At 64.0% G+C, this 12,484-nt stretch carries 7 protein-coding genes and 1 tRNA gene; 2 read left to right on the top strand and 6 right to left on the bottom strand.

Annotation, left to right across the window (positions count from 1 at the left end; all coding sequences use genetic code 11):
- Positions 1-42 precede the first annotated feature (42 nt).
- From hisC to gyrA, 3 genes are all read right to left on the bottom strand, one after another.
- Positions 43-1,131, bottom strand: coding sequence for a histidinol-phosphate transaminase (gene hisC, locus Q1L59_RS13610; protein ID WP_300333087.1), 1,089 nt, complete (start codon positions 1,129-1,131; stop codon positions 43-45).
- A gap of 23 nt (positions 1,132-1,154) precedes the next feature.
- Positions 1,155-2,246: a prephenate dehydratase gene (gene pheA / locus Q1L59_RS13605; protein ID WP_300333161.1), complete on the bottom strand. Its 1,092-nt coding sequence runs from the start codon at positions 2,244-2,246 to the stop codon at positions 1,155-1,157.
- A gap of 70 nt (positions 2,247-2,316) precedes the next feature.
- On the bottom strand, positions 2,317-4,920 hold the full coding sequence (gene gyrA, locus Q1L59_RS13600; protein ID WP_300333085.1) for a DNA gyrase subunit A: 2,604 nt from the start codon (positions 4,918-4,920) through the stop codon (positions 2,317-2,319).
- A 500-nt stretch (positions 4,921-5,420) separates the two neighbouring features.
- Here gyrA and Q1L59_RS13595 point away from each other — a divergent pair.
- Positions 5,421-5,497: transfer RNA gene (locus Q1L59_RS13595), tRNA-Asp, on the top strand.
- 271 nt (positions 5,498-5,768) lie between these two features.
- Positions 5,769-7,862, top strand: coding sequence for a LysM peptidoglycan-binding domain-containing protein (locus tag Q1L59_RS13590; RefSeq protein ID WP_300333084.1), 2,094 nt, complete (start codon positions 5,769-5,771; stop codon positions 7,860-7,862).
- A 91-nt stretch (positions 7,863-7,953) separates the two neighbouring features.
- Here Q1L59_RS13590 and Q1L59_RS13585 read toward each other — a convergent pair whose 3' ends face one another.
- From Q1L59_RS13585 to Q1L59_RS13575, 3 genes are read right to left on the bottom strand one after another with little or no spacing between them, the layout of a single operon-like run.
- Positions 7,954-10,011 carry a dipeptide ABC transporter ATP-binding protein gene (locus Q1L59_RS13585; RefSeq protein ID WP_300333082.1) on the bottom strand — a complete coding sequence of 686 codons (2,058 nt, stop codon included), beginning with the start codon at positions 10,009-10,011 and terminating at the stop codon, positions 7,954-7,956.
- A complete protein-coding gene (locus Q1L59_RS13580; protein WP_300333080.1) occupies positions 10,008-11,456 on the bottom strand; it encodes an ABC transporter permease in 1,449 nt (482 codons plus the stop codon). The genes Q1L59_RS13585 and Q1L59_RS13580 overlap by 4 nt, the downstream gene beginning before the upstream one ends.
- Complete coding sequence (locus tag Q1L59_RS13575) at positions 11,456-12,433, bottom strand: ABC transporter permease (protein WP_300333079.1); 978 nt, start codon at positions 12,431-12,433, stop codon at positions 11,456-11,458. The genes Q1L59_RS13580 and Q1L59_RS13575 overlap by 1 nt, the downstream gene beginning before the upstream one ends.
- Positions 12,434-12,484: the final 51 nt, after the last annotated feature.

Raw genomic sequence — 12,484 nt, 5'->3', positions numbered from 1 at the left:
CGGCGCGGTCGACCGTGATCGGTCTCACCAAGCCCGCGCGGGTCATCGCGCCGCCTCCAGCGCTGCCAGGAAGCGATCATTCTCCTCGCGCCGGCCGATCGTCACACGCAGCCACTCGGGCATCGCATAGCCGGCCAATGGGCGGACGATGACACCCTGGCGCAGCAGGCGCTGGTTGATCGCGGCCGTGTCGCCAGCGCGGAAGCTGACGAAATTGCCGCGCGAAGGAATGTAGGCAAAACCGAGCGACTCCAGCCCGGCGACGATCTGCTGCATTCCGGCGCTGTTCAGCGCCTGACTGCGCGCGACGAACTCTTCGTCTGTAAGCGCCGCGGCCGCCGCCGCCAGCGCCAGATTGTTGCAGTTGAACGGCTGGCGGACGCGGTTCATCAGGTCGGCAACCTCCGCCGAAGCCAGCGCGTAGCCGACACGCAGACCGGCCAGGCCGTAGATCTTGGAGAAGGTCCGAGTGATCACCAGGTTCGGCCAGCGGGCCAGCCAGGCCGTCGTGTCGACGCGCTCGGCGGGCGGCAGGTACTCGTTGTAGGCTTCGTCGAGAACGACCAGAACGTCATCCGGCAGCGACGCAATGAATGCCTCGAGCTGCGCGCAGGGGACGAAGGTGCCAGTCGGATTGTTCGGATTGGCGATCCAGACGAGTCGCGTATCGGGCCGGATCGCTGCCCGCATCGCCGTCAGGTCGTGCCCATAGTCGCGCGCCGGAACGGCGATCGGCTCGCCTCCGGCGGACAGCGTGGCGAGCGGATAGACGGCAAAGGCGTATTGCGCGAAAACCGCCGAACGACCCGGCGCGAGGAAGACGCGCGCTGCCAGGTCGAGCACATCGTTCGATCCGTTACCGAGAACGACGCGCTCCATGCCCAGCCCGTAGCGCTCGGCGACAGCGCTTTTGAGAACGAAATCGTCCGGATAGCGCTCGATCGTATCGAGCGCCGCGACCAGCGCCGCACGCGCCTTCGGGCTCATGCCCAGTGGATTTTCGTTGGACGCCAGCTTGACGATCTGATCGACCGCCAGACCCATTTCGCGCGCCAGCTCGGTGATCGGCTTCCCCGGCTGGTAAGGCGAAATGGCGCGAACGTAGGGAAGCGACTGGGCGAACAGGGTCATCGCAGGTCCTTCGCAGGTTGTGCTCAGTAGGCAGCCATCGGATACGAGCCGAGCAGCTTGAGGTAAGGTGCGCGGCGAGCAAGTTCGGTCAGCGCCGAATGCACGGCGGCGTCGGCGCGGTGACCTTCGAGATCGACGAAGAAGACATACTCCCACAGCGTGTGACGCGCCGGCCGCGATTCCAGGCGCGTCAGCGAAACGCCAGCGTCCGAAAAAGGCGCCAGCAGACGGCTGAGCGCGCCGGTCTGGTTCTGCGCCGACATGATCAGCGAAGTCTTGTCGCGCCCACACGGGCCGGCATCCTGCCGGCCGATCACGACGAAGCGCGTCGTGTTGTTCGGCTCGTCCTCGATGTTGCTCGCCAGTTGCGGCAGTTGATAGCGTTCGGCCGCCGCCTGACCGGCAATCGCTGCCGCGCCGGGCTCGCTACCGGCAAGCTGGGCGGCCTGTGCATTGCTCCCGACCGGAATGCGCTGCGCCTTCGGCAGCGAGCGGTTCAGCCAGTCGTGACACTGCGCCAGCGACTGCGCGTGCGAGTACACTTTCGTCACCTCGTCGAGCGCCCGCGCATTCGACAGCAGGTGTTGGTGGATGCGCAGGACGACCTCACCGCAAATCTTCAACGGCGTGTTGAGCAAGAGGTCGAGCGTCCGCCCGATCGCGCCTTCGGTCGAGTTCTCGATCGGCACCACCGCGTAGTCCGCGTGCAGCGCTTCCACCTCGCGAAAGACGTCGTCGATCGAAAGCTGCGGCATCAGTCTGGCCGCGTGCCCGAAGTGCTTGGTGACGGCGCTTTCCGAGAAAGTACCGAAAGGGCCAAGGAAGGCGATGCCGAGCGGTTGTTCGAGCGACAGGCAGGCCGACATCACTTCGCGAAAAAACCAGGTGACGCTCTCGTTCGGCAGCGGGCCAGGGTTCATCGCCTGAATTCGCTGCAGAACCTGCGCCTCGCGCTCTGGTCGATAGATGACGCCGCCCTCACCATGCCGCTGCTTGATCGCGCCGACCTCCTGCGCATACCGCGCGCGCTGATTGAGCAACGCAAGAAGCTGCGCGTCGAGTGCGTCGATCTGCTGGCGGACGGCTGCCAGTTCACCCGCCAGCTTTTCGTTCATCGGGCCTTCGTTCATCGAGCGTTCACGGCACACGCCGCAGCTTCGCCGGGTGCGCCAGACGAATTGCACTTCATGCCGGCTCCTGATCGTCACCCGGCACCGGGTTCACGGCCGCCGCCGCCGCGGCCAGTTCGGGATCGTCCTCGCTTTCGACCACCTTCTCCAGCCCGGCGAGCTTTTCGCCCGGATCGAGGGCGATCAGCGTCACGCCCTGCGTCGCCCGCCCGAGTTCGCGAATCTCGCGCACGCGCGTGCGGATCAGGACGCCGCCGGTGGTGATCAGCATGATCTCGTCTTCGTCGCACACCAGGCGAGCGGCGACCACCTTGCCGTTACGTTCGCTCGCCGCGATCGCGATGACGCCCTGCGTCGCCCGCCCGGAATGGCGGAAATCGGCCAGCGCGGTGCGCTTGCCGAAACCGTTTTCGGTCGCCACGAGAACCGTCTGCTGCTCGCTGTCGGCGACCAGCAGCGACAGCACCTGCTGCTGTTCAGCCAGCTTCATGCCGCGTACACCGCGCGCCGTCCGGCCCATCGGTCGCACGTCTTCCTCGTCGAACCAGACTGCCTTGCCAGCATCCGAGACGAGCACCACGTCCTGCCGGCCGTTAGTGATTTCAGCGCCGATCAGGACATCGCCTTCGTCCAGCGCGACGGCGATGATGCCGCTCTTGCGCGGATTAGAAAAGTCGGACAGCGGCGTCTTCTTGACCGTCCCCTGCGCCGTACACATGAACACGTAGCGGTCTTCGGCAAACTCCTTGACCGGCAGGATCGCACCGATCTTCTCGCCTTCTTCGAAAGGAAAAAGGTTGATGATCGGCTTGCCGCGGCTCGTCCGCGTTCCCTGCGGAACTTCGTAGACCTTGAGCCAGTAGACCCGCCCGCGGTTGGTGAAGCAGAGAATGAAATCGTGCGTATTGGCGACGAACAGATGATCGACGAAATCGTCCTCCTTCATCGCCGCCGCCTGCTTGCCGCGCCCGCCGCGCCTTTGCGAACGGTAATCGGCGAGCGGCTGCGCCTTGACGTAGCCGGTATGCGACAGCGTGACGACCATGTCGACCGGCGTGATGAAGTCCTCGATCCCCAGATCCTGCGTATGGGTCACGATTTCCGAACGCCGCTTGTCGCCGAACTGGGCGCGTACTGCCGTCAGCTCGTTGCCGATCATCTCGGTAATTCGCTCGGGACGGGCGAGGATGTCCATCAGGTCGGCAATGCGTGCGAGCAACTCGCTGAAATCGGCCACGATCTTCTCGCGCTCGAGCCCGGTCAGGCGCTGCAGACGCAGATCAAGAATCGCCTGCGCCTGCGCTTCGGAAAGCAGGTAACCGCTGCGCGACAGCCCGTACTCGAGTCCCAGCCCTTCCGGACGTGTTGCGTCGAGCGCCGCGCGCTGCAGCATCTCGGCCACCGTCGGCGACTGCCAAAGCCGCGCCATCAGGCCGCGCCGGGCATCGGCCGGCGTTGGCGACGCCTTGATCAGCGCAATGATTTCATCGACATTGTCGAGCGCAACGGCCAGTCCTTCCTGAATGTGCGCCCGCTCGCGCGCCTTGCGCAGTTCGAAAACGGTACGCCGCGTGAGCACCTCGCGCCGATGACGGAGAAAACACTCGATCATCTGCTTGAGGTTCAACAGGCGCGGCTGTCCGTCGACCAGCGCTACCATGTTCATGCCGAAGGTGTCCTGCAGTTGCGTCTGCTTGTACAGACAGTTGAGGACCACATCGGCGACTTCGCCGCGCTTCAGTTCGATGACGACGCGCATACCCGACTTGTCGGACTCGTCGCGCAGGTCGGAGATTCCTTCGATGCGTTTCTCGTTGACCAGCTCGCCGATCTTCTCGAGCAGCGTCCGCTTGTTGACCTGGTAAGGCAGTTCATCGACGATGATCGCCTGCCGATTGCCCCGGTCGATGTCTTCGCAATGCGTGCGCGCACGCATGACGACGCGCCCGCGCCCGGTGCGATAACCCTCACGCACGCCGGCGACACCGTAGATGATCCCGGCGGTCGGAAAGTCGGGCGCCGGCAGGACATCGATCAGTTCGTCGATCGTCACCTCCGCGTTGCCGAGCAGCAAGAGGCAGGCATCGACCACCTCGCTCAGGTTGTGCGGCGGGATGTTGGTCGCCATGCCGACTGCGATGCCGGAAGAGCCATTGATCAGCAGATTCGGGATGCGCGCCGGAAGGACCAGCGGTTCCTCCTCCGAACCGTCGTAGTTCGGCCCGAAGTCCACCGTTTCCTTGTCGATGTCGGCGAGCAGCTCGTGCCCAATGCGCGCCATGCGCACTTCCGTGTAGCGCATCGCGGCGGCGTTGTCGCCGTCCACCGAGCCGAAGTTGCCCTGACCGTCGATCAGCATGTAGCGCAGCGAAAAGCTCTGCGCCATGCGCACGATCGTGTCATAGACCGCGGTATCGCCGTGCGGATGGTACTTACCGATGACGTCACCGACGATGCGCGCCGATTTCTTGTACGGTTTGTTCCAGTCGTTCGACAGTTCGTGCATCGCAAACAGCACGCGCCGGTGTACCGGCTTCAGGCCATCGCGCGCATCGGGCAAGGCGCGCCCGACAATGACGCTCATCGCGTAGTCGAGATACGATCGGCGCATCTCGTCTTCGAGGCTGACGGGCAGGGTTTCTTTGGCGAAGGCTTCCATCGTCGTTCCGCTTCCGACGCGACTTCCGGCGGAGCGTCGGCGTCCAGATCAAGCGTCGAATTTTAGCACGCCGTGCGTCGGTTCCGCCTCTTGGCTGGCCACTTCGTAGGGCAATTGCATGAATCTTATGTGAGACCCAGGAGTTCCGCGCGAAGCGTGTCGGCGACTCCTGCGTCAGGACGCTGCAGCTTGAGGCGGCACTTGCGCCGTAGCGGGGGAAGGCGCCGGAGGTTCAAGAAAAACGGCCGCAAGACGAAGCGACAGGGCTGTAAACAGCCCCTGGCCAACTCGCTGGGTCAAGGCCGATTGGCCGGGGTCGACGACAGGGTCGTTGCTAGCGACGGGCTGACAGCCCACTGAACCCATTCGTTGTTGACTTGATCGGGCCACGAAAAGCGCTATAATGCTGGCTCGCTTGCCCGGACGATCACCGAGAAAGCTCGGCGGCCTCGCACTGTTAGCGTGGCTGGATCGTGCAAGAGCGAGTGCCTGCAGGTAATGGAGTGGTAGTTCAGTTGGTTAGAATACCGGCCTGTCACGCCGGGGGTCGCGGGTTCGAGCCCCGTCCACTCCGCCAACACCCGAGTTTTTAGGCCCAGCCTGCGTGCTGGGCCTTTGTGTTTCGCCATACCATCTTGCCGCGCGCCGGCGACGCACGGCAAGGCCGGCGCCGAATCGGACGCCGCAGAGCAGGCACCTGGCGGCGGCAATCGCTTACACAAAACTTACTATCAGCCGTTCCACTTTGTTCTATAATCATTCGGTTGCAGTCCACCACGCTTGCCCGGACTCACCCGCACGAGCGGGATGACGTGGCAGCTTCGCGCAATCGAGAACAGGAACCACGGATGACGCCACGAATCGCTATCGCACTTGCTCTTGCTCTGGTGTGGAATACGGCATCCGCAGCGGAAACAGCTACCGAGCGCGTTGCCGACCCCTTGCAGACACTGCCCAATCTTCGCTCGCCAGGCGTGACAAGCACCGAATCTGCCTTGCAGACCGGAACCGCGGGCGCCTTGCCGGTGATCGAGATCGTTGCTCCGCCACCGCTAACCGAAACGATTGATCTGACCGTCGAACCCGAGGAACTCTACCAGCGAATTCGGCAGGGCTTTTCGATGCCGAACATCAACACATCTTCGGTCCTCCATCACCAGCAATGGTATCTGAACCATCCGGACTCGCTGCGTCGCATGGTCGAGCGCAGTAGTCGCTACCTGCATCACATCGTCGAGGAGATCGAAAAGCGCGGCATGCCGACGGAGCTTGCCTTGCTCCCGATGGTCGAGAGCGCTTACAACCCGACAGCCTACTCGCGCAGCCGCGCGTCCGGTCTCTGGCAGTTCATTCCAGCGACCGGCAAACAGTACAAGCTCGAACAGAACTGGTGGCTGGACGCGCGCCGCGACATCATTGCGTCGACCGCAGCGGCGCTTGACTACCTGCAATATATCTACGAATTGCACGGCGACTGGCACTTGGCGCTCGCCTCGTATAACTGGGGTGAAGGTGCCGTCGGCCGCGCCATCAACAAGAACAAGGCACAGGGCCTGCCGACCGATTATCTCAGTCTGAGCATGCCCGACGAAACCAGGCAGTACGTGCCGAAACTGCAGGCGCTGAAGAATATCTTCAGCAATCCGAGAGTCCTGGCCAACCTGAATATCCGCGGCGTCCCCAACCGGCCTTACTTCGCCACGGTCACCAAGACGGCAAACATCGATGTCAAGTTGGCCGCCAGGTTGGCCGAAATGCCGGTGCAGGAGTTCGTCGCGTTGAATCCCGCGCACAACCGCCCGGTGATCAAGTCGGAAACGCCGATGGTCATCCCGGCCGACAAGGTCGACCGCTTCATCAACAACCTTGAGGCGCATGAGGAAAGCGAGCAGCCGCTCGCTTCCTGGCAGGCCTATACGCTACGCCCAGGCGAGACGCTCGAACAGGTCGCCGCGCGCTTCGGCATGACGGTAGCCACCCTCAAGGCGGTTAACGGGATCAACGGCAAGGCCAGGGTGGCGGCCGGGCAGCCGCTGCTGGTCGCTCGTCAGGAGGGCGCAGAGGTCGCTGATCTGGCTGGTCTGCCAGAACCGCCAGCCCTTGCCGCGGCCAGCAGCGAGCCGCCGCCGCGTCCGCTCGTCCAGCCGCGTCAGCCCGAGCCCATCAACGTCCAGACGCCGCCAGTGACGCCACGCGTACACGTCGTGCGCAAGGGTGAGACGCTGTTCAAGGTCGCCCAGCAGTACGGCATGACTATCGCTGAGTTGAAGCAAAACAACAAGCTGCGCGCCGACAAGGTGACTCCGGGGACGCGGCTGGCGGTCGCCGGTCCGGTTCCGAGCAGCAAGCTTGCCAGCCGGGAGCCGCAACGCGTCGCCGCGGGCGAGCTTGAGAATAGAGCGCCGGTCGCGCGCGGCACGACCGCCGCCGCGGCTGAAACGCGCAGAACGCACACGGTGAGCAAAGGCGAAACCTTGCTCAAAGTCGCGCAGCGCTATGGAATCAGCCTGAGCGAGTTGAAACAGATCAATAAGATTCGCCACGACCATGTCGTACCCGGTACGAAGCTGGCCATCGTCACGCCGAGCGGTAGCGGCTCGGCGCACCCGTCAGCCGACCTTGCGGAGAGCGACAACCGGCGTGCGCGGACTGCCGATTCTCGCCTGACGCTGGCCAAGGCGGACAACCCGAAGGCCGACAGCAAGACCGATGCGAAGACCAACCGGCGGTTCGCCGATACGCCCGCCGCGTCGGCGCATGCCGCTGCCAAGAAGCCGGCCCGGCTTGCGCAGTACACCATTCGCCGTGGCGATACCCTGGCTTCAATCGCGCGCCAGTTCAGGGTTGACGCTGACGACCTGTTGCGCTGGAACCGCCTGCCAGCACGCTCGATCAAAGCCGGCCAGACGCTGACCATTCAGCTCGTACAGAACACGCTCTAGCCACCAAGGTCGGCGCGCTACTCGCGGCAGATGCGCAGCCGACGCTGCTCGCCTGCCCGGCGAGCATGATGCGAGGTGCAGAAATGGCGCCTCAGTTCGTGTCGTAGAGATGACAGCTGACCGCGTGCGTCGCACTCAAGGCAAGGGTTGCTGGATACCGCTCGCGGCATGACGCGCTTGCTTGCGGGCAACGCGGATGGAAATGGCAGCCTGCCGGTGGTTTGGCCGGCGAAGGAAGTTCCCCCTCCAGGCGGATCACTTCCCGCTCCTCACCCAAGCGCGGACTGAGCACGGCCGACAGCAAGGCGCGCGTGTAGGGATGCTGCGGCGAACGGAGCACATCGTCCACCGTGCCGCTTTCGACGATACGGCCGAGGTACATGACGGCAACCTCGTGCGCCAGATGGTCGACGACGGCCAGGTTGTGGGTAATGAAGAGGTAGGCCAAACCCAGTTCGGCCTGCAGTTTTGCCAGTAGATTGAGCACCTGCGCCTGGACCGACACGTCGAGCGCTGAAGTCGGTTCGTCGCAAATCACCAGGTTCGGCTCGACCGCCAACGCGCGTGCAATCGCGATGCGTTGCCGCTGACCACCGGAGAATTCGTGGGGATAGCGGTGGATGACCGCCGGATCAAGTCCAACCTGTTGCAGAACCCGGACGATCGCCGCTTCGCCACCCGCGCGAGCGGCAGATGCGGCGAGCGCATGCAGTCCTTCGCCGATGATCTCGCCAATCGATGCGCGCGGATCAAGCGAGGCAAACGGGTCCTGGAAAATCATTTGCAGGCGACGGCGAAACGGTCGCAGCGCGCCACGCGATAGCCCACACAAGTCGTGCCCGGCCAATTGAACCGTGCCGCGCGTCGGCGCGACGAGCTGCAGGATGGCCTTGCCCACCGTCGTCTTGCCGCAACCCGACTCACCGACGAGCGCCAGTGTCCGCCCACGCTGCAGGCGGAGCGAGACGCCGTCGACCGCACGCACGTGGCCAACGGTACGCTGCAGGATGCCGCGCCGGATCGGAAAATGGACGCACAGGTCCTGCACCACGAGCAATGGAGCAGCGGGATCAAGCAGCTTGTCCGGGCCACCCCTACGCGCGCCGGGCTCACCAGCGACAGCGCCCTCCTGGTTTGGCAGGTCAGCCGAACTGGCGAGGTGACAGCGCACACGATGGTCAGCGCCAACTGCGGTCCAGCCCGGCGATTCAGCCCGACAGAGCGCCCAGGCGTGCGCGCAGCGCTCGGCAAAACGACAACCGGCAGGCATCGCGGCGAGCGGCGGCACCTGACCCGGGATCGTCGCCAGACGGCCGCCACGCCGGGCGAGATCGGGCAAGGCGGCAAACAACCTCTGGGTATAGGGGTGCCGAGGCGACGAAAAGAACGCCTGGCGCGGCGCTTCCTCGACGATTTCACCGGCATACATGACCGCGACGCGACTTGCCATACGGGCGACGACGCCAAGATCGTGCGTGATCAGGAGCACGCCCATGCCGCGCTGGCGCTGGATGTCGCGCAGTAGATCAAGGATTTGCGCCTGAATCGTGACGTCCAGTGCAGTCGTTGGTTCGTCGGCTATCAACAGGCGTGGCTCGCCGGCCAGCGCCATCGCGATCATTACCCGCTGTTTCATCCCGCCCGAGAGCTGAAATGGGTACTCGCTCAGGCGGCGCGGTGCGTCAGCGATTCCTACCGCTTCCAGCAACTCCCGCGCACGCGCCTGGCCCGCCTGCCCGGTCAAGCCGAGATGGCGCGCAAGGACTTCAGCGAGTTGCCGGCCGACCGTCAACACCGGGTTGAGGCTGGTCGCCGGTTCCTGGAAGATGATCGCGATGCCACCGCCACGCACGCCACGCATCTCCGACTCGGGCAAGTCGAGCAGACTGCGCCCGGCAAAACTCACCTCACCGCTCGGGATTCGACCGGCTGGCGGCAGCAGGCGCAAGGTGGCGAGGGCGACCGCCGACTTGCCGCAGCCCGACTCGCCAAGGAGAGCCAGCGTCTCGCCGGCAGCGACGCGGAAATCGACTCCATCGACCGCCGCCAGGAGTGCGTTCTGTGCGGCAAACGCCACGCGCAGACGACGCACCTCGAGTAACACCTCGCCGTCGATGGTACGCACCTGGCGTTTTTCCGCTCCGCTCATATGGCGCCTGCCAATCGTGGATCGAACGCCTCGCGTACCGCATCGGCGAGCAGGTTCGCCGCCAAAACCAGCGCCAACATGAAGCTGAATGCCGCGCTCAGCGACCACCACACCATCGGCTCACGAGCCAGTTCCATGCGCGCGTTGTTGATCATCGTGCCAAAGCTGATCATCGTCGGGTCTACACCAATACCAACGTACGAAAGCACCGCCTCCGCCAGGACCAGGCTGGAAAAGTCCATGACCAGCGCAATGATCACGATGTGCATCAGGTTCGGCACGATATGGCGGGCGATGATGCGCAGGTCGGGAACGCCGAAAGCCTGTGCTGCCTGGATAAACTCGAGTTCGCGCAGCTTCAGTGTTTCGCCACGCAGCAGGCGGCAAAGACCGGTCCAACTGGTCAGGCCCAGGATCAGGCACAAGGCAAGCAGGCGCAGGTCAGCGCGTTCAGCCGCCGTGGCAAACCACTGCGGATGCGTATCGATCAGGACCTGCATCATCAGCACCGCCGCGGCAATCAGCAGGACGCCGGGAATCGAACTGAGCGTCGTGTACAGGTACTGGATCACGTCGTCGACCCAGCCGCGAAAGTAGCCGGCCATGACGCCGAGTACGACGGCCAGCGGCAACATGACGAGTGTCGTTACCAGCCCGATGACGAGGGCAGTGCGTACGCTCTTGAGAATCTGGTAGAGCACATCCTGCCCTACCTTGTCGGTCCCGAAGACATGATAGTCGTCTGCCAGGCCAGCCAAGGGCAAGGCACAGGCCAACAGGCAAGCCAGCACAATCAGCACCGCATTCCAGGCGAAATCGGTTTGGTTGCGCCAGATGCGGCGCCAGGCGGCGCGCAGCGTGCAGTCGCCCGCGCGCGCCAGGACAGCGACCGTGACGCCAGCGAGCGTGCACCAGATGGCCGCCGCGAGCGCCAACGCCTGCAGCAGGCGCTGCACGATGTCGGCGTACCGTCGCGCTTCGTCGTCGCCCAGGTGGGCGCCACCGTACTTCAGGCGCGGATAGTCGCGGATTTGCCGAAGACGACCGTCGGCATCGCGCAGGTCGATCGCCTCCTTGGCGTAGGCGCGCGTCGCCAGCGGCTCGGAATAGGTTTTTTCGCTGCGCGCGCGCAGCGAGGCCAGCAGCCGGTCGAGCAGCGAAAGGACCTCGACCGAGTACGCCGTTCCCTGACGACTGGCGGCAGCCATCGGCTCACCGGTAGGCGCGACGAGGGCCGGCCGATAATGCAGCGAGTCCAGTAGCCCGATCACTCCAAAAACAACCAGCACGGTGGCGGAGCCCATGCCGGTCCGGTGGCTGCCGACGCGCCGCCACGCCGCGCGCAGCAACGGACTGCGGGCGGAAAGCCAGCCACTCGCAGCCGCGACAGCGACGAGCGCCCAGATGAGCAGATCGGACCAGAGAAGGACGGGAAGAAAGTCCATTAAACGAAGCGTATCCGCGGGTCGACAAGCGTGTACGACAGATCGGTCAGGATGAGGCCGATGATGTAGAGGAGCGATCCGATGAAGACCATTGCGCGCACGACGGCAAAGTCCTGGGCATTGATCGCGTCTATCGTGTAGCTGCCGAGTCCGGGAATGCCGAAGAACGATTCACTGAGCAGCGATCCCATGAACAACAGCGGGATGACGACGACGACGCCGGTAAGGATCGGAATCAGCGCATTGCGCAAGACATGTCGGAAGAGCACGACAACTTCCGACAAGCCTTTGGCGCGCGCCGTGCGCACGTAGTCCTTGGCGATCTCTTCAAGGAACATCGTCCGATACCAGCGAGTCGATGCGCCGATACCGGAAACAACACCGATCACCACCGGCAGAATCAGAAACTTCCAGGCGTCGAAGCCGCCGGCGTAGCCCGAAATGGGCACCAGCCGCCACAGCTTGCTGACTAGATACTGACCACCGATGATGTAGAACAAGCCCGAGATCGACATCATCGCGACGCAGACGAAGACGCCCCAGAAATCGAGCGATCCGGCCCGGAAGAAGGTCAACAGCAAAGCGAACGAGACGCTGACCAGCAAACCGAGAATGAAGGTCGGCACGGCAATCGCCAGCGAGGGCTCCATCCGCAAGCGGATTTCACGAGCAATGTCGCGGCCGTCCTCGGCGCGCCCGAAGTCGCCAGCGAACATGCGTACCGACTTGGCAAAAAAAATCGTCTCGGTGACCACACCGGTGCCAGCCGCTTCGGCGTTGATGAACAGCGGCCGATCGTAGCCGCGCTCGGCTTTCCACTTGGCGATAGCCTCGGGTGTCACGCGTTTGACCCCCAACTGCATGCGCGCCATGTCGTCGGGCGTATTGACGACGAAGAAAAGCGCGAACGTGATCAGGTTGACACCGATCAGAATGGGCAGCGCGTAAAGCAGACGGCGGACGATGTAGGCAAGCATGCGCTAGACCCGCTTGTCAAACTCGGGCGGTAGCGCGCCGCGCGCAGACTA

The sequence above is a fragment of the Accumulibacter sp. genome, assembly GCF_029255125.1.
Taxonomy (GTDB): domain Bacteria; phylum Pseudomonadota; class Gammaproteobacteria; order Burkholderiales; family Rhodocyclaceae; genus Accumulibacter.
This window is presented reverse-complemented; position numbering and strand designations above follow the sequence as displayed.

Bases quoted from the DNA above. Each gene is read 5' to 3' on its own strand.
- Q1L59_RS13580 (WP_300333080.1), bottom strand. From the start codon at position 11,456: ATGGACTTTCTTCCCGTCCTTCTCTGGTCCGATCTGCTCATCTGGGCG.
- hisC (WP_300333087.1), bottom strand. From the start codon at position 1,131: ATGACCCTGTTCGCCCAGTCGCTTCCCTACGTTCGCGCCATTTCGCCT.
- Q1L59_RS13585 (WP_300333082.1), bottom strand. From the start codon at position 10,011: ATGAGCGGAGCGGAAAAACGCCAGGTGCGTACCATCGACGGCGAGGTG.
- pheA (WP_300333161.1), bottom strand. From the start codon at position 2,246: ATGAACGAAAAGCTGGCGGGTGAACTGGCAGCCGTCCGCCAGCAGATC.
- Q1L59_RS13575 (WP_300333079.1), bottom strand. From the start codon at position 12,433: ATGCTTGCCTACATCGTCCGCCGTCTGCTTTACGCGCTGCCCATTCTG.
- Q1L59_RS13590 (WP_300333084.1), top strand. From the start codon at position 5,769: ATGACGCCACGAATCGCTATCGCACTTGCTCTTGCTCTGGTGTGGAAT.
- gyrA (WP_300333085.1), bottom strand. From the start codon at position 4,920: ATGGAAGCCTTCGCCAAAGAAACCCTGCCCGTCAGCCTCGAAGACGAG.